The sequence below is a fragment of the Zavarzinia sp. genome (assembly GCF_041650655.1).
Classification (GTDB): Bacteria; Pseudomonadota; Alphaproteobacteria; order Zavarziniales; family Zavarziniaceae; genus Zavarzinia.
In genome coordinates this window covers 1-16,159 of sequence record NZ_JBAZKR010000084.1, presented here as the reverse complement: position 1 = coordinate 16,159, position 16,159 = coordinate 1, and the positions used below count along the sequence as shown (strand labels likewise).

The window sequence follows — 16,159 nt, the reverse complement described above, 5'->3', positions numbered from 1 at the left end:
AACTGGCCGGCAAGAAAGAGATCTTCATCCCCTACAACAACTTCCGGATCGAAGATCCGACGGTCAAATACAAGGACCTGCTCTCGAAATCCCACGTCAATCCGGATTACGTGCGCTGGGAACTGCATCGTTGCTGGGTCTTGAAGGCCAAGTTGAAGCAGGGCCTGCGCCATGTCTATGGTGCCCGCACCATGTATTTCGACGAGGACTCGTTGAACCCGGTGATCGCCGACCTCTACGATACTCGCGGCCAGCTCTATCGCGTGGCGATGAACACCAGCGCCTACGACTATAACGGCAAGTTCTTCCAGGAGCGGGTCTGCATGTATCACGACCTGACGTCCGGCGCCTATATGGCCGACCGCCTGTCGAACGAGGTGAACGACCGCATGCGCTACAACGAAGGCGGCCGCTCGGAAAAGGACTATACACCGCAGGAATTGAAGCGCCGCGGCGTGTGACCTGGGCGCGACGATCGGGGCTGACGGAAGCAGTAATCACCGTTACCATCCCCGAGTCCCGATCGTCGCGCCAGGAGAGCAGCGCCGTCATGAACGATAGAGCGGAAGCCGAGGCACCCCCACGGCGGCGCGGCCGCACCGAGGCGGCGCAGGCGCTCCGCGAGGCGAAGCAGGCGCTGTCGCGCGACCACATCCTGGCGGTGGCCGAGACGGTCTTCGCCGATCTCGGCTTCGCCGGCACAAGGATGCAGGACATCGCGCGGGAAGCCGGCATTTCCCTCGCCACGCTCTACCAGTTCTATCCGGGCAAGCAGGACCTGCACCGCGCCGTGCTGCTCGGGCGCGACCGCGAAATGCTCGACGCCGTGATGCAGGACGTCCGGCCGCCGGCGCCCGGCGTGCACCCTCTGGTGCCCCTTCTGCGCATGCTGGCGCGTAACCTGACCTATCTCCTCGGCCATCCGGACTATCTCCGCATGATCCTGCAGGAGGGACATGTCTGGTATCACGTCGCGGCCCAGCCGACCGCGGCCGAGCAGCAGATGTGGGAAACCGGCGAGAAGCTGATCGGCGACGTCTTCGAAGCGGGGGTGCGCGACGGCCTGTTGATCCCGGGCGACAGCCGCGACCAGGCGCGTCTCCTCCTCGCCCTGCAGCAGACCAGGCTGGCCAATTGGGTCGCCGGTGGCATGGCGGAGGCGGGGGAGGCGGTGATCGCCCGCTTCCAATGCGATTTCGTCCGCCTGTTCTGCCGCCCCGCCGTCGCCCGCGCGCTGCTGGCGGATGAGGGCACGGCGCTCCGCCCCGAAATCCTGGCGGCAGTCGCGGCCTGACGGTTGACGGCGCTTCCCGGCCCCGCCACTCTCGCCGGGCCGGAAAACTGACAATTTGCCAAAGAGCGCCGGCCGTGAGGAAACCCGCCATGGAAGACATCCTGCGCACCCCGGACGAGCGTTTCGCCGGCCTGCCGGACTATCCCTTCGAACCCCATTACGTCGAGTCCCTGCCGGGCTTCGAAGGCTTGCGCATGCACTACCTGGACGAAGGCCCGGCCGATGCCGCCGAAACCTTCCTGTGCCTGCATGGCCAGCCGAGTTGGAGCTATCTCTACCGCCGCATGATCCCGGTCTTCACGGCGGCTGGCGGGCGGGTGGTGGCGCCGGACATGTTCGGCTTCGGCCGCTCCGACAAGCCGGCCAAGGACAGCGTCTACACCTATCATTTCCACCGCGACAGCCTGATGCGGCTGATCGAGCACCTGGACCTGAAGCGGGTCACGCTGGTGTGCCAGGACTGGGGCGGCCTCTATGGCCTCACCATCGTGCCGGACATGGCGGAGCGCTTCAGCCGGCTCATCGTCATGAACACGGCGATCCCGGTCGGCGAGAGCCCGGGGCCGGGCTTCGACGCTTGGAAGGCGTTCAACCGTTCGCAGCCCGATCTCGCGGTCGGCAAGCTGATCGCCCGCGGCACGCCGCATCTGACGCCGGCCGAAATCGCTGCTTATGATGCGCCCTATCCCGACGCCCGTTATAAGGGCGGCGTCCGCCGTTTCCCCGAGCTGGTGCCGGTTTCGCACGACATGGACGGCGTGCATGAGGGCAGGCGTGCCCGCCATTTCTGGCAGCACGATTGGCAGGGGCAGAGTTTCATGGCGATCGGCATGGCCGATCCGGTGCTGGGCCCGGCGGCGATGAACTTCCTCCACGGCTTGATCCGGCATTGCCCGCCGCCGCTCGAAATCGCCGACGGCGGCCATTTCGTGCAGGAATGGGGCGAGCCGATCGCCAAGGCGGCGCTGGCTTCCTTCGCCGCCGGAAAATAGGGCGGCGAAAAGGCCGCTTTGCGATCGGGGCGGCCTCGGGTAACCCTTCCCCCATGGAATCGATCAGGGGGAAGGGCATCGTGCTAACGCCGGAAGCGGCCGTCGACGGTCTCGAAGCCCTCTATGCCGAAGCCGTCTCGGGGCTGACCACCGCGGTCGACCGCTATCTGGCCGACCGCACCCCGCCCACGGCGGAGGAACGACGGGGCTTCTGCTATCCCTATCTCCGCGTCACCTGCCGCCGCCTCGGGACCGAGAGCCGGGGCCGCCGCGCCTTCGCCAAGTTCCAGCAGCCCGGCGTCTACGAGACGACGGTGACCCATCCGCGCCATTTCAGGCGCTATCTCCTGGAACAGCTCAGCCCGCTCTCGACCGAATACGACACGTCGATCGAGATCGGCCGGAGCCGGCTGGAAATTCCCTATCCCTATGTGATCGAGCGGATCGAGGAGATCGCCCGGGCCGGCGTCACCGCAGCCGAGATGGGCGAGATCTTCCCGCGCCCCGAACTCACGGTGGTGGGCGACGAAGTGCCGGACGGCCAATGGCAGCCGGGGCCGGACGGCATCCGCCCGCTCGCCCTGTTCGACGCGGTCAGGGTCGATTTTTCGCTGCGCCGCCTGATCCATTACACGGGCACCAGTTGGCGCCATGTCCAGAAATGGATCCTGCTCACCAACTACCACCGCTATGTCGACGAATTCATCCGCCGCGGCCTGGCCAAGCTGGGCACGGAGGGTTACGAGCGGCTGGAGATGCCGGGCGGCACGGTGATCCGCGCCGGCACCCCGGCCGAGGAGGCGGAACGGCTGATCGCGGCGAGCCCCTGGCACCGCTTCCAGATGCCGGCCTATCACCTGGTCCGGCCGGACGGGCAGGGCGTCACCCTGCTCAATATCGGCGTCGGCCCGTCCAATGCGAAGAACATCACCGATCACCTGGCGGTACTCAGGCCCAACTGCTGGCTCATGGTCGGGCATTGCGCCGGGCTTCGCCAGTCGCAACAGATCGGCGACTATGTGCTGGCCCATGCCTATCTCCGCCAGGACCGCATCCTCGACGCCCTGGTGCCGACGGATATTCCGATCCCGGCCCTTGCCGAAGTCCAGGTCGCCCTCCAGGAAGCTGCGGCGATGGTCACCGGCGAGCCGGAGGACGTGCTGAAAGAGCGGCTCCGCACCGGCACGGTGGTGACCAACGACGACCGCAACTGGGAACTCCGCTATACCCAGGAGGCGCGGCGCATCAACCTCTCCCGTGCCGTGGCGCTCGACATGGAGAGCGGCACGATCGCCGCCAACGGCTATCGCCTGCGGGTGCCCTATGGCACCTTGCTCTGCGTTTCCGACAAGCCGCTGCACAGCGAGATCAAGCTGCCCGGCGCCGCCAATGCCTTCTACGAGCGGGCGGTGGCCCAGCATCTGGAAATCGGCCTGACCGCACTCGATCTGCTGCGCCGGCGCCAGGACGTGCTGCATTCCAGGAAGCTTCGTTCCTTCGACGAGCCGCCGTTCCGATGAGCGATCTCACCATCCTGGTCGACGGCGACGCCTGCCCGGTGAAGGCGGAGGTCTACAAGGTCGCGGAACGTTACGGCGTTCCGGTCACCGTGGTGGCCAATGCGGTGATGGCGCTGCCGCGTCATCCGCTGGTCAGCCGCGTGGTGGTGAGTGACGGTTTCGATGCGGCGGACGACTGGATCGCCGAACGGGCCGGCCCCGCCACCATCGTGATCACGGCCGACGTGCCCCTGGCCGCCCGTGCGGTGAAGGCGGGGGCCGCGGTGCTCGGCCCGACGGGCAAGCGCTTTACCGAGGCGACCATCGGCTTGGCACTCGCGACGCGCAACCTGATGACCGACCTCCGCGCCGCCGGCGAGCAGACGCGGGGGCCGAAGCCTTTCGCCCAGAAGGACCGTTCGGCCTTCCTGTCGGCCCTGGACGAAGCCGTGAACCGCCTGAGACGGGAGAGACGCTAGATGACCCGCCGCCTGATTTCCTCCGGCTCCCGCTTCGAGGCGGAGATCGGCTATTCCCGTGCCGTGGTGGCGGGCGACTGGGTCTTCGTCTCGGGCACCACCGGCTTCGACTATGGCGCGATGACGATCGCAGGCGACGTCGCCACCCAGTGCGAGCAGACCATGCGCAATATCGCGGCAGCACTGGAAGAGGCGGGGGCTTCGGTCGCGGATATCGTGCGGGTCCACTACTACCTGCCCGACGGCGACGATTTCCCGGCCTGCTGGCCCGTGCTGCAACGCTGGCTGGGGAAGGTGCGGCCGGCCGCCACCATGGTGACGGTCGCCGGCCTGGCCGATCCCCGCATGAAGATCGAAATCGAGGCGACCGCCTTGAAACGCTGAAGGAGGCTGACGCGATGTGGCCCCATGTCACCCTGGTGCTGGGCGGTGCCCGCTCGGGCAAGAGCCGCGAGGCGGAACGGCTGATCCGCGCGGCAGGGCCTTCGCCCTGGACCTATGTCGCGACGGCCGAGCCGCTGGACGAGGAGATGCGCCGGCGCATCGCCGCCCACCGGGCGGAGCGCGACGCCCTCGGCGACGGCGCCTGGATCAGTGTCGACGCGCCCCTGGCGCTGGCGGAGGCGGTGACCGCGGCGGCCCCGGACGCGCCCCTGCTGGTCGATTGCCTGACCCTCTGGCTGACCAACCTGATGCTGGGCGAATGGCCGCTGGCGCCTGCCTTCGAGGCGCTGGAGGCGGCGCTCGACAAGCGGCGGGCGGCGACCGTGCTGGTCGCCAACGAGGTCGGCCTCGGCATCGTGCCGGACAATGCCCTGGCCCGGGGCTTCCGGGACGAGGCGGGGCGGCTCAATCAGCGCCTGGCAGCGCGGGCAGGTGCCGTCCGTTTCATGGTCGCAGGTCTGCCGATCGTGGTGAAGTGATCACGCCTCGACCTTCGCGAGGGGTGGGGACGGGGTTTCCCATTTGCCATGGCGGGGCAGGGCGCGGTAGAAGGTCTGGATATGGGTAATTGTTCGGACAGGCCATGAACTTCCTTCTGCGCGCCCTGACTTGGTGGCACGATTCGACTCTCGGCACGGCCCTGTTCACCTCGCGCAAGGGGGAAATGGTCGGCAAGGACGACCAGGGCAACCGCTATTACCGCGAACGCGGCGGCGATCGCCGCTGGGTCATGTACAACGGCGAGATCGAGGCGACCCGCATTCCGCCGGAATGGCACGCTTGGCTGCATGGCCTGAGCGATGCGCCGCCGTCGGAAAAGCCGCTGCCGACCAAGTCGTGGGAAAAGCCCCATCATCCCAATCTGACCGGCACTGCCGCCGCCTATCATCCGGCCGGCAGCCTGGTGACCGAAGGCCATCGCCCCCGCGCGACCGGCGACTACGAACCCTGGACGCCGGTCTGAACGGCGCCCGCGGGGCCAGAATGCGCCGAGACGGCGCGCCCCGATTCGGCCGCAAATCCGAGGGAAGTTAAGTCCATGAGTTCGAATCTGGTCGAAACCCTGGTGGGGGCCGTCGTCATCGGCGTGGCGGCCATCTTCGTCGTCTTCGCTTATTCCAACGTCGGCCGCACCTCGACCGGCGGTTACATGGTGACGGCGCGCTTCGACCGGGTGGACGGCCTGCCGATCGGCGCCGACGTCCGTATCAGCGGCATCAAGGTGGGCAGCGTGGTGGCGCAGGACCTCGACCCTGCGACCTATCGGGCACAGGTCCGCATGACCATCTCCAAGGCGATCGAACTGCCGGACGACAGCTCGGCCAAGGTCGCCTCCGAAGGCCTGCTCGGTGGCGCCTATATCGCGATCGAGCCGGGCGGCAGCGACAAGTTCCTGCAGCAGGGCAGCGAGATCAAATATACGCAGAGCTCGGTCGACCTGATGGGCCTGATCAGCCGCGCGGTCTTCGGTGCCGCCAATGGCGATGGCTCCTCCGACGGGGCCAAGCCGGCGACTGCCAACCCCTGATCATGGCCGGCACGCGGTCGCGCCTCCTGCCGGCACTGGGCCTGGCGCTGGTCCTGCCGGTGGCCGCCTGGGCGCAGACGCCGCCCGCGACACCGTCGCCCGGCGACGCCGCCCCGCCGAGCGAGGAGATTCCGCCCGAAGCCACGGAGCCGGCACCGGCGCGGCCGGGCAGCACGGAAGTGCCGGCCCTGCCGTCGGAACAGCCGGGCAAGGTGACGGGGGTCGTGTTGCGTGGCCTGGACAAGATCACGGCGCGCACCACGGTGATCGAAGTGCCGCTCGACGGCATGGCGACTTTCGGCACGCTGACCATCCGCGTCCGCCAATGCGTCGAGGCACCGCCGGACGAGAAGCCGGAATCGGCGGCCTTCCTGGAAATCACCGATACGCCGCCGGGGCAGAGTCCGGTCGTGGCCTTTTCGGGCTGGATGTATGCGTCGAGCCCGGCGCTCTCGGCGCTCGAACACCCCGTCTATGACGTCTGGGTGATCGACTGCAAGATGGTGGCGCCCGGCAAGCCCTGAGGCAGGGCGAAAAAGTCGCCCGGCGGCCCGGACATGGCGCCCGCCAGCAGCCGGCGGTAACTCTCCCGCGGGATCTCCGTCGCCCCGAAGCGCAGCAGATGCGTGGTCACGAACTGCGTGTCGAGCAGGCGGAAGCCGCCCGCCTTCAGTCGTGCCACCAGATGCACCAGGGCGATCTTCGAGGCGTCGGTCTCGCGGCTGAACATGCTCTCGCCGAAGAAGGCGGCACCGAGCCTGACGCCATAGAGCCCGCCGACCAGGCGGTCGCCGATCCGGGTCTCGACCGAATGGGCGTGGCCGCTCTCGAACAGGGAATGGTAGAGGCCGCGGATACGGTGGCTGATCCAGGTGGTGCGGCGGCCGGGGGCCGAGGCGGCACAGCCAGCGATGACGGCGTCGAAATCCTGGTCGATGGTGACGCGGAACTGATCGCGTTTCACCACCTTGGCGAGGCTGCGCGGCACGTGAAAACGGTCGAGCGGCAGGATGCCCCGCCATTCGGGATCGACCCAGAACAGGTCCTCGTCCTTCGCGTGGTCCGCCATCGGGAAGATACCAGCGCCATAGGCACGAAGCAGGATCTCTGGGGTCAGTTCGGTCATGATTCGGGGCCCACGTTAGACCCCGGCCGCCGCCGGGAAAAGCCCGGCGGCGATCGGTGCCGGTCTATTCCCGGTCCTTCGCCGTGCGGGCGATGAACTGTTCCAGCCAATGGATGTGGTAGTCGCCGTTCACGAAGTCCGGCTCGCCCACCAGGCGCTGGTGCAGGGGGATCGTCGTCTCGATGCCGCCGATGACATATTCGTCGAGCGCCCGGCGCAGCCGCATCAGGCATTCGTTCCGGCTCTTGCCGTGGACGATCAACTTGCCGATCAGGCTGTCGTAATAGGGCGGGATGCGATAGCCCGCATAGGCGCCCGAATCGATCCGCACGCCCGGGCCGCCGGGCGGGTGATAGTCCAGGATCTGGCCGGGCGAGGGGGTGAAGGTCTCCGGATTCTCGGCGTTGATCCGGCATTCGATGGCGTGGCCCTGGAACTGGATGTCGTCCTGCGAGAAGGACAGCGGGGCGCCGGTGGCGATGCGGATCTGCTCGCGCACGATGTCGATGCCGGTGATCGCCTCGGTGATCGGATGCTCGACCTGCAGGCGCGTGTTCATCTCGATGAAGTAGAACTCGCCGTCCTCATAGAGGAATTCGACCGTGCCGACGCCGAGATAGCCGAGCTTGCGCATGGCGTCGGCGACGATATTGCCGATCTTGTTGCGTTCTTCGACGTTGAGGGCGGGCGAGGGGGCTTCCTCCAGCACCTTCTGGTGGCGGCGCTGGAGCGAACAGTCGCGCTCGCCCAGATGGACCACGTTGCCGTGCGAATCGGCGATCACCTGGATCTCGATGTGGCGCGGCTGGCCCAGGTATTTCTCGATATAGACGGCATCGTCGCCGAAGGCCGCCTTGGCTTCGCTGCGGGCGGTGGCCAGGGCGACCGCCAGTTCGTCCAGGCCGCGCGCCACTTTCATGCCGCGCCCGCCGCCGCCGGCCGCCGCCTTGATCAGGACGGGGAAGCCGATCGCCTTGGCGATCTCGACCGCCTGTTCTTCCGAGGTGACGCCGCCCTCCGAACCCGGCACCACGGGAATGCCCAGTTCCTTGGCCGTCTTCTTGGCCATGATCTTGTCGCCCATCAAGCGGATGTGCTCGGGGCGGGGGCCGATGAAGGTGATGCCGTGCTCGCCCACGATCTGGGCGAAATTGGCATTCTCGGAGAGGAAGCCGTAGCCCGGGTGGATGGCGTCGGTATTGGTGATCTCGGCCGCCGAAATCAGGGCGGGGATGTTGAGATAGGATTTGGCCGAGGGCGGCGGGCCGATGCACACGCTCTCGTCCGCGAGGCGCACGTGCATGGCGTCGGCATCTGCCGTCGAATGCACGGCGACGGTCGAAATGCCCATCTCCTTGCAGGCGCGGTGGATGCGCAGCGCGATCTCGCCACGGTTGGCGATCATCACCTTGTCGAACATGGGCGTCTCCCGTCCTTACTCGAGGACGACCAGGATCTCGCCATATTCGACCGGCTGACCGTTTTCGACCGAGACCTTGGCGACGGTACCGTCACGCGGGGCCGGGATCGGGTTCATCGTCTTCATCGCCTCGACGATCAGCAGGGTCTGGCCCTTGGTCACCCGGTCGCCCGGGCGGACGAAGGCCTGGGCGCCGGGTTCGGGCGACAGATAGGCGGTGCCGACCATGGGCGAGGTCACGGGCTGGCCGCTGGCCACCGGGACAGCAGCAGCCGGCGCCGCGACGGGGGCCGCCGCAACGGGGGCGGCGGGGGCGGCATAGGCCGCGGGCGGGCCGGCGACCACGGTCACCTGGCGGGCGACGCGGATCGAACGGCCGTTCTCGGTCACCTCGATCTCCGTCAGATCCGCTTCGGCCAACAGATCGGCCAGCTCGCGGATCAGCGTCTTGTCGAGCGACATCTTCGCCATCAAGGGAATTCTCCGGTCGTAGTGCAGCCTTCGGAAGCGTCGGCCGTCAGTTGCGCGGCAGGGACTCGTGCGAGATGAGCCCCTTCACCGCTTCCAGGGCCAAGAGATAGCCCTGAACGCCGAGGCCACATATCACGCCCCGTGCCGCCAAGGCGACATAGGAATGATGCCGGAAGGCTTCACGCTTGAAGATATTGGACAGATGGACTTCGATCGCCGGCACTTCGGCGCCGAGCAGCGCATCCATGATCGCGATCGAAGTATGGGTGAAAGCGCCGGCATTGATGACGATCCCGGCCGCCCGGCCACGGGCGGCATGGATCAGATCGATGAGTTCGCCTTCGTGATTGCTCTGGTGGAATTCGACCTCGAGACCGAAGCCCTCGCCCCAGGCTTCCACCATGGCCTTGATCCCGGCCAATGTGTCGTAGCCGTAGATATGGGGTTCACGCTGACCGAGCAGGTTGAGATTGGGTCCGTTCAGGACCAGAACGATCGGTCTCATGCCGCCCCCCGGGGCTCGTTGCCGGCCTGGCCGGTCAGGTTGAATCACCGCCAGACGCGGCCCCGGCACCTTACAGTGCACTGCGGTGACGCGCAAATGGCAGGCCCGCTGGCCCATTCAGCGGTGCCGATCGAGGACTTTCTGCACGATCTGGAACAGGGCACCGAAGTCGACCGGCTTGGAGACATAGTCGTCCATCCCGGCTTCGATATAGCGCTCGCGGTCGCCGCGCATGGCATGAGCGGTCACCGCGATGATCGGTACCGTGCCATGGGGCGGCGGCAGCTTGCGGATTTCGGCCGTGGCCTGGATGCCGTCCATTTCCGGCATACGGACATCCATCAGCACGAGGTCGTAGGTATTCTCGCGCGCCAGCGCCAGAGCCTCGGCACCGTCGTTGGCCACGGTCACGGTATGGCCGGCACTGCCCAGCCGGGCGACCATCAGCTTCTGATTATAAGGGTGGTCTTCCGCCACCAGGATCTTCAGCGACTTGTTGGCACTCGTTTCGCCCCGCGGCTGGGTGCCTTCGGCGGTCGTGGTGCCGCCGTCGCCGAATTCCGCCGGTTCGACCAGGTCGAAGGGCAGGGTGACCCAGAAGGTCGAACCACGGCCGGGCGCCGAGATGACGCCGATGTGGCCGCCCATCATTTCCGCGAGCTGGCGGCAGATGGCGAGGCCGAGGCCGGAGCCGCCATAGGTCCGCGCGGTCGCCGCGTCGGCCTGCTCGAACTTGCGGAACAGGCGGCCCTGGACGTCCTCGGCGATGCCGATGCCCGAATCCTTCACCTCGAAGCGCAGCACCACCTTGTCGCCCATCGAGGCCTCGCGCTTGACGCGGAGGGCGACGAAGCCGGACGAGGTGAATTTCATCGCATTGGAGACCAGGTTGACCAGGATCTGGCGTAGCCGGTCAGGGTCGCCGACCAGGGCGGGCAGGCCGCGCAGGTCGTTGGTGACGAAGAACTCCAGCCCCTTGCGATTGGCCTGGCTCTCCCAGATGGCGGCGATGCCGTCCAGGACCTCGTTCGGATCGAAGGGGCGGTCGTAGAGTTCGAAGCGGCCGGCCTCGATCTTGGAGAGGTCCAGGATGTTGTTCAAGAGCGTGAGCAGGGTCTCGCCCGACTTCAGCACCGCTTCGGCATAATCGCGCTGCTCGTTGGTCAGGGCGGTGTCGAGCAAGAGGCCGGTCATGCCCAGGATGCCGTTCATCGGCGTGCGCAATTCGTGGCTCATGGTGGCCAGGAATTCGGACTTGGCGCGGTTCGCCGCCTCGGCCTGTTTGGCGGTCGAGACGGCCTCCATCGCCTGAATGCGCTCGGAAATGTCGCGGATGATGCCGACGAAGACCTTCTTGCCGTTGGCGACGGCTTCGCCGACCGAGAGTTCCATCGGAAAGGTGCTGCCGTCCTTGCGCTGGCCGGTCACTTCGCGTCCGATGCCGATGATTTTGCGCACCCCGGTGCGCTGGTAATTGCCGATATAGCCGTCGTGTTCGCGCCGATAGGGCTCGGGCATCAACATGCGGACGTTCTGGCCGATCACCTCGGCCGCGTCATAGCCGAAGAGGCGCTGGCAGGCCGAATTGTAAATCTGCACCGTGCCCTGCGGATCGATGATGATGACGCCGTCGACCGCCGTTTCGATGACCGCGCGCAGGGTCGATTCGGAGGTGCGCAGGGCCTGTTCGGCCTGTTTGCGCTCGGAAATGTCGCGCACGATGCCGACATAGAGCTTGCTGCCGTCGGCCACCGCTTCGCCGACCGAGAGTTCCATCGGGAAAGTGCCGCCGTCCTTGCGCCGGCCGACCACTTCGCGGCCGATGCCGATGATCTTGCGGACGCCCGAACGGTGGTAGTTCTGGAGGTAGTCGTCGTGCTCGGAGCGGTAGGGCTCGGGCATGAGGAGGCGCAGATTCTGGCCGATCACTTCGCCCTGGGCATAGCCGAAGAGTTTTTCGCAGGCCGTGTTGAACAGTCGGATCGCCCCGCGATCGTCGATGATGACGATTCCGTCGCCGGCCGTATCGATGACCGCCTTCAGTTGTACGGCGCTGCTTTCCACTATATCCCCCGCACCCGCGAATAGGCCGGCGAGGCCCCCTGACAGCCGTCCGACGGTGAAATCTGACACGACTCGCTCACCAAATGGTTAACCCTCGCTGCGGATGGTTAACTCCAGGGCGGGGATCGCCTATATGTGGCGTCGGCCTCGAAGGGACGAGAGAAGAAGATGAACATCACGGTCAACGGCGATGCGGTCGCCCTGGCGGAACCGGCGACGGTCGCCGCGCTCATCGGCAACCTCGGTTTCGACCCGGCCAAGGTGGCCGTCGAACGCAATCTCGAGATCGTGCCCCGCTCGACCTATGCCGAGGTGAAGCTGGCCGAGGGCGACCGGATCGAGATCGTTCATTTCATCGGTGGCGGCGAGGCGGCGGTGGATGAGGATCCCCTGGTCATCGCGGGCCGCAAATTCACCTCGCGCCTGTTGGTCGGCACCGGCAAATACAAGGATTTCGACGAGACCCGCGACGCCATCCGGGCGTCGGGCGCCGAGATCGTCACCGTCGCCGTGCGCCGGGTCAACCTGGCGACGCCGGGCGCACCCATGCTGGTCGATTACCTCGACCCCAAAGTCTACACGTTCCTGCCCAATACCGCCGGCTGCTACACGGCGGACGACGCCGTGCGCACCCTTCGCCTGGCACGCGAGGCCGGCGGCTTCAACCTCGTGAAGCTCGAAGTCCTCGGCAATGTGAAGACCCTCTATCCCAACATGCCGGAGACCTTGCGTGCTGCCGAAGTCCTGGTGAAGGAGGGCTTCGACGTCATGGTCTATTGTGCGGACGATCCGATCGCGGCGAAGCGCCTCGAAGAGATCGGCTGCTGCGCCATCATGCCACTGGGCGCGCCGATCGGCTCCGGCCTCGGCATCCAGAACGCCGTCAATATCCGCCTGATCGTCGAGGAGGCCAAGGTCCCCGTGCTGGTCGATGCCGGCGTCGGCACGGCTTCCGATGCCGCCGTGGCAATGGAACTCGGCTGCGACGCGGTGCTCATGAACACCGCGATCGCCGAGGCAAAGCGGCCCGTCCTGATGGCGCGCGCCATGAAGGCGGCGGTCGAGGCCGGACGTCTCGCCTATCGCGCCGGGCGTATGCCCCGCAAACTCTATGCCGACCCGAGTTCGCCGCTCGCCGGGTTGATCTGATCCAAGGCAGGTGCCATCCCGGGTTGTTTTCGGCCTTCTACCTCTCGTCGGGGCGCGCTAGACTTCGGCGCGACAATGGTTTGTATGGCGGCGTCCGATGTCGTTTCGGGACACGATGATTCTGGCCTGGGTGATGCTGGTGCTGGCGGTCGGCGCCTTCTGGGGCGTCAACCACTTCTTCGGCCCGGACAAGCCGACCGAAGTGGCCGAGCCGCGCTACTTCGGGCAAGTGCCGCTGGACGAGGGCGGGGGCTTCTCGGAGCGGGTCTATACCCGCCTGCGCGAGCGCTGCCCGGTCATCCTGCGCAAGAATCTGGCGTCCCAGGGGATTCGCTCGCCCGAGAAGATCGCCGCCTACTGCGACTGTATGCTCGGCTTCATGGACGAGCGACTGCGCGCCAACGCGATCGCCAGCGCCGATATTGAAACGGCGGTGGAGACCGGGGAAGTCTCCTTCGCCCTGGGGCGCGAGATGCAGCGCTTCGAACAGCGCTGCCTGCATTGACGGTCAGCAGCCGGTCCAGGTCGGCTCGCGCTTGTCGATGAAGGCGCCGACGCCTTCCTGGGCGTCGCGCGCCAGCATGTTCCGTGTCATCACGGCGGCAGCATAGTCGTAGGCGGCGGCGGTGCTGCGCTCGACCTGGGCGTAGAAGGCTTCCTTGCCGATCGCGAGGGTGAGGGGGGATTTCGAGGCGATGCGCCGGGCCATAGCGGTCACCGCCGCATCGAGCTCGGCTGCCGGCACGGCATGGTTGATCAGGCCGAAACGTGTCGCCGCGGCGGCGTCGATCGCCTCGCCGGTGAGCAGCATCTCCATCGCCTGCTTGCGCCCCACGTTCCGGGTCAGCGCCACCATGGGGGTCGAGCAGAACAGGCCGATGTTCACGCCCGGCGTCGCGAAGCGGGCCGTCTCGGCGGCGATGGCGAGATCGGCGGTGGCCACCAATTGGCAGCCGGCCGCGGTCGCCATGGCGTGGACCTTGGCGATCACCGGCTGGCGGATCGACTGCAGGCGCTGCATGAGCTGGCTGCAGCGCGCGAAGATCGCGCCGAGGCCTTCCGCGTTCCGGCCGATGGCGCGCAATTCCTTCAAATCGTGACCGGCGCAGAAGGCCGGCCCCTCGGCCGCCAGGACGACGACCTTCACACTGCGATCGGCATCGACGGCGTCGAGCGCGTCGAGCAGGGCCTCCATCATCGCCATGGAGAGCGCGTTTCGGGCGGACGGCCGGTTCAGGGTGAGGCTCGCGATACCGTCCTCGTCCCGGCGCAACACCGGCGCGGTTTCCGGCAAAGCCGAAACCGCGCTTGTAGAAAGCACCTGAGCCGATTGCCGAAGCGATGATTCGGCAATCGGCTCGGGGGGCGCGCTATCCACTGCGTTCATGGCTGATCCTCCCTCCCGTTTTCCGCTTGGCGGCGCTTGCCGCATACGGCAAGGCTAGGCGGGCTCTCCCCGCCTTCGGAATTAGACGATGATCGAACTCTATACCGCCAAGACGCCGAACGGCCGCAAGGTTTCGGTGATGCTGGAAGAACTGGGCGTGCCCTACCGCGTGGTCGCCCTCGACCTCGGCAAGGGCGACCAGTTCAAGCCCGACTTCCTGGCCATGAACCCGAACAACAAGATCCCGGTGATCAAGGACCTGGACGATGGTCGCGTGGTCTTCGAATCCGGCGCCATCCTGGTCTATCTGGCCGAGAAATACGGCCGCTTCCTGGCCCCCCAGGGCAGCGCCGAACGCTCTGTCCAGCTCGAATGGCTGTTCTTCCAGATGGCCTCGATCGGCCCGATGATGGGCCAGCTCTTCCACTTCCGGAATTACCAGGGCGAGCCCCAGACCTATCCGCTCGAGCGTTTCTCGGGCGAGGTCAACCGCATCTACAAGGTGCTGGAGGGCCGGCTCGCGGCGGCGCCCTATCTGGGCGGGACGGACTATTCGATCGCCGACATGGCGGCCTACCCTTGGGTGAAGCTGGGCGGCTTCCTGGGGGTCGATGTCGAGGCGCTGCCCGGGGTTTCGGCCTGGTTGGAGCGGGTCGGCGCCCGGCCGGCGGTGCAACGCGGTATCAACGTACCGGAGTGAGCGGACTCGGCAAAATCAGGCACTTAGCTTGCGGTAATATAATACCGTTATGCTAAGTGCCTGATTTTGCTGGTACAGAAGCGCTTGATTTCCGTCTTTGTCTCTGTCTATATGCCGGCCTCCGCCGGACCTCGTCCGGCCAAACGAGGTTCCTGCAATGAAGACCTTTTCCGCAAAGCCCGCGGAAGTGACGAAGAAGTGGGTGGTGATCGACGCCGACGGCCTGATCGTCGGCCGTCTCGCCTCGATCGTCGCCAACCGCCTGCGCGGCAAGCATCTCGCCACTTTCACGCCCCATGTCGACATGGGCGACAACGTGATCGTGATCAACGCGGAGAAGGTGAAGTTCACCGGCCGCAAGCGCGAGCGCCGCGAATTCTTCTGGCACACCGGCCATCCGGGCGGCATCAAGAGCCGTACCATGGGCCAGATCCTGGACGGCAAGCACCCCGAGCGCGTGCTGATGAAGGCCGTCGAGCGCATGGTGCCGCGCGGCCCGCTCGGCCGTCAGCAGATGTCGAACCTCCGGGTCTATGCCGGTCCCACCCATCCCCATACCGGTTCCCAGCCCGAAGTCCTCGACGTCGCGGCCCTGAACCCGAAGAACAAGAGGTAAGCCATGGCCGAGAACCAGGCTCCCCGTACCCTCCAGGACCTCCGCAGCCTGACCACCGGTCAGGCCGTGGCGGCCACCACCTCGAACACCCCGGACGCCAAGAAGGCGGTCGACGCCAAGGGCCGCACCTATGCGACCGGCAAGCGCAAGAACGCGGTCGCCCGCGTCTGGGTGAAGCGGGGCACTGGCAAGGTCACGATCAACGGTCGCGACATCCAGACCTATTTCGCCCGCTCCGTGCTGCGCATGATGCTGAACCAGCCGTTCCAGGTTGCCAACCGCGTCGGCCAGTATGACGTCGAGGCGACGGTTTCCGGCGGCGGCCTTTCCGGCCAGGCCGGCGCGGTCCGCCACGGCGTTTCCAAGGCCCTGACCTATCAGGAGCCGGAACTGCGCGGCGTGCTGAAGTCCGGCGGCTTCCTGACCCGCGACAGCCGCGTGGTCGAGCGCAAGAAGTACGGCAAGGCCAAGGCCCGCCGCAGCTT

The 16,159-nt window shown here is 66.6% G+C and carries 21 protein-coding genes; 15 read left to right on the top strand and 6 right to left on the bottom strand.

All coding sequences use genetic code 11. The features are described 5' to 3' along the window. The 10 genes from WC493_RS16960 to WC493_RS16915 all read left to right on the top strand — a co-directional run. Positions 1-461, top strand: a 461-nt coding sequence (locus WC493_RS16960; protein WP_373066771.1) for a DUF1329 domain-containing protein, incomplete at its 5' end; no start/stop codon positions are given. 89 nt (positions 462-550) lie between these two features. Then, the gene (locus WC493_RS16955; protein ID WP_373066769.1) at positions 551-1,294 is read left to right on the top strand and encodes a TetR/AcrR family transcriptional regulator; all 744 of its coding nucleotides are present in this window, start codon (positions 551-553) and stop codon (positions 1,292-1,294) included. A gap of 89 nt (positions 1,295-1,383) precedes the next feature. Beyond that, positions 1,384-2,286 carry a haloalkane dehalogenase gene (locus WC493_RS16950; RefSeq protein WP_373066767.1) on the top strand — a complete coding sequence of 301 codons (903 nt, stop codon included), beginning with the start codon at positions 1,384-1,386 and terminating at the stop codon, positions 2,284-2,286. 53 nt (positions 2,287-2,339) lie between these two features. Then, positions 2,340-3,806, top strand: coding sequence for an AMP nucleosidase (locus tag WC493_RS16945; RefSeq protein ID WP_373066765.1), 1,467 nt, complete (start codon positions 2,340-2,342; stop codon positions 3,804-3,806). Next, positions 3,803-4,264: a YaiI/YqxD family protein gene (locus WC493_RS16940; protein WP_373066763.1), complete on the top strand. Its 462-nt coding sequence runs from the start codon at positions 3,803-3,805 to the stop codon at positions 4,262-4,264. The genes WC493_RS16945 and WC493_RS16940 overlap by 4 nt, the downstream gene beginning before the upstream one ends. Continuing rightward, positions 4,265-4,648, top strand: coding sequence for a RidA family protein (locus WC493_RS16935; RefSeq protein WP_373066762.1), 384 nt, complete (start codon positions 4,265-4,267; stop codon positions 4,646-4,648). A 14-nt stretch (positions 4,649-4,662) separates the two neighbouring features. Then, the gene (gene cobU / locus WC493_RS16930) at positions 4,663-5,187 is read left to right on the top strand and encodes a bifunctional adenosylcobinamide kinase/adenosylcobinamide-phosphate guanylyltransferase (RefSeq protein WP_373066761.1); all 525 of its coding nucleotides are present in this window, start codon (positions 4,663-4,665) and stop codon (positions 5,185-5,187) included. A gap of 104 nt (positions 5,188-5,291) precedes the next feature. After that, the gene (locus WC493_RS16925) at positions 5,292-5,672 is read left to right on the top strand and encodes an NADH:ubiquinone oxidoreductase subunit NDUFA12 (protein ID WP_373066760.1); all 381 of its coding nucleotides are present in this window, start codon (positions 5,292-5,294) and stop codon (positions 5,670-5,672) included. Between the two features lie 75 nt (positions 5,673-5,747). Next, the gene (gene mlaD / locus WC493_RS16920) at positions 5,748-6,236 is read left to right on the top strand and encodes an outer membrane lipid asymmetry maintenance protein MlaD (RefSeq protein ID WP_373066758.1); all 489 of its coding nucleotides are present in this window, start codon (positions 5,748-5,750) and stop codon (positions 6,234-6,236) included. A gap of 2 nt (positions 6,237-6,238) precedes the next feature. After that, positions 6,239-6,760: a DUF2155 domain-containing protein gene (locus WC493_RS16915; protein ID WP_373066757.1), complete on the top strand. Its 522-nt coding sequence runs from the start codon at positions 6,239-6,241 to the stop codon at positions 6,758-6,760. Here the strand turns inward: WC493_RS16915 and aat are convergent. The 5 genes from aat to WC493_RS16890 all read right to left on the bottom strand — a co-directional run bounded on the left by aat (position 6,709) and on the right by WC493_RS16890 (position 11,822). Further along, positions 6,709-7,362: a leucyl/phenylalanyl-tRNA--protein transferase gene (gene aat / locus WC493_RS16910; protein ID WP_373066756.1), complete on the bottom strand. Its 654-nt coding sequence runs from the start codon at positions 7,360-7,362 to the stop codon at positions 6,709-6,711. The two genes, WC493_RS16915 and aat, sit on opposite strands and share 52 nt — an antisense overlap. 64 nt (positions 7,363-7,426) lie before the next feature. Next, positions 7,427-8,782: an acetyl-CoA carboxylase biotin carboxylase subunit gene (accC, locus tag WC493_RS16905; RefSeq protein WP_373066754.1), complete on the bottom strand. Its 1,356-nt coding sequence runs from the start codon at positions 8,780-8,782 to the stop codon at positions 7,427-7,429. Positions 8,783-8,797: 15 nt separating this feature from the next. Next, positions 8,798-9,253: an acetyl-CoA carboxylase biotin carboxyl carrier protein gene (gene accB / locus WC493_RS16900; RefSeq protein WP_373066753.1), complete on the bottom strand. Its 456-nt coding sequence runs from the start codon at positions 9,251-9,253 to the stop codon at positions 8,798-8,800. 46 nt (positions 9,254-9,299) lie between these two features. Beyond that, on the bottom strand, positions 9,300-9,758 hold the full coding sequence (aroQ, locus tag WC493_RS16895) for a type II 3-dehydroquinate dehydratase (protein ID WP_373066751.1): 459 nt from the start codon (positions 9,756-9,758) through the stop codon (positions 9,300-9,302). Between the two features lie 117 nt (positions 9,759-9,875). Continuing rightward, positions 9,876-11,822 carry a PAS domain S-box protein gene (locus tag WC493_RS16890; protein ID WP_373066750.1) on the bottom strand — a complete coding sequence of 649 codons (1,947 nt, stop codon included), beginning with the start codon at positions 11,820-11,822 and terminating at the stop codon, positions 9,876-9,878. Between the two features lie 168 nt (positions 11,823-11,990). On the opposite strand from WC493_RS16890, the gene thiS reads away from it, so the two are divergent. Both thiS and WC493_RS16880 read left to right on the top strand, forming a co-directional pair. Continuing rightward, a complete protein-coding gene (gene thiS, locus WC493_RS16885; RefSeq protein ID WP_373066748.1) occupies positions 11,991-12,971 on the top strand; it encodes a sulfur carrier protein ThiS in 981 nt (326 codons plus the stop codon). A gap of 115 nt (positions 12,972-13,086) precedes the next feature. Beyond that, positions 13,087-13,476, top strand: a complete 390-nt coding sequence (locus WC493_RS16880) for a hypothetical protein (protein WP_373066747.1) — start codon at positions 13,087-13,089, stop codon at positions 13,474-13,476. Positions 13,477-13,479: 3 nt separating this feature from the next. Here the strand turns inward: WC493_RS16880 and WC493_RS16875 are convergent, their stop codons facing one another. Then, entirely contained in the window at positions 13,480-14,265 is a 786-nt protein-coding gene (locus tag WC493_RS16875) for an enoyl-CoA hydratase (protein WP_373066772.1), read from the bottom strand. 181 nt (positions 14,266-14,446) lie between these two features. Here WC493_RS16875 and WC493_RS16870 point away from each other — a divergent pair, with 181 nt between their 5' ends. The 3 genes from WC493_RS16870 to rpsI form a co-directional block, all read left to right on the top strand. Further along, entirely contained in the window at positions 14,447-15,058 is a 612-nt protein-coding gene (locus WC493_RS16870) for a glutathione S-transferase family protein (RefSeq protein WP_373066746.1), read from the top strand. Positions 15,059-15,215: 157 nt separating this feature from the next. Further along, positions 15,216-15,674, top strand: a complete 459-nt coding sequence (gene rplM, locus WC493_RS16865) for a 50S ribosomal protein L13 (RefSeq protein WP_373066744.1) — start codon at positions 15,216-15,218, stop codon at positions 15,672-15,674. 3 nt (positions 15,675-15,677) lie between these two features. Beyond that, a partial coding sequence (gene rpsI / locus WC493_RS16860) for a 30S ribosomal protein S9 (protein ID WP_373066743.1) occupies positions 15,678-16,159 on the top strand: 482 nt, incomplete at its 3' end.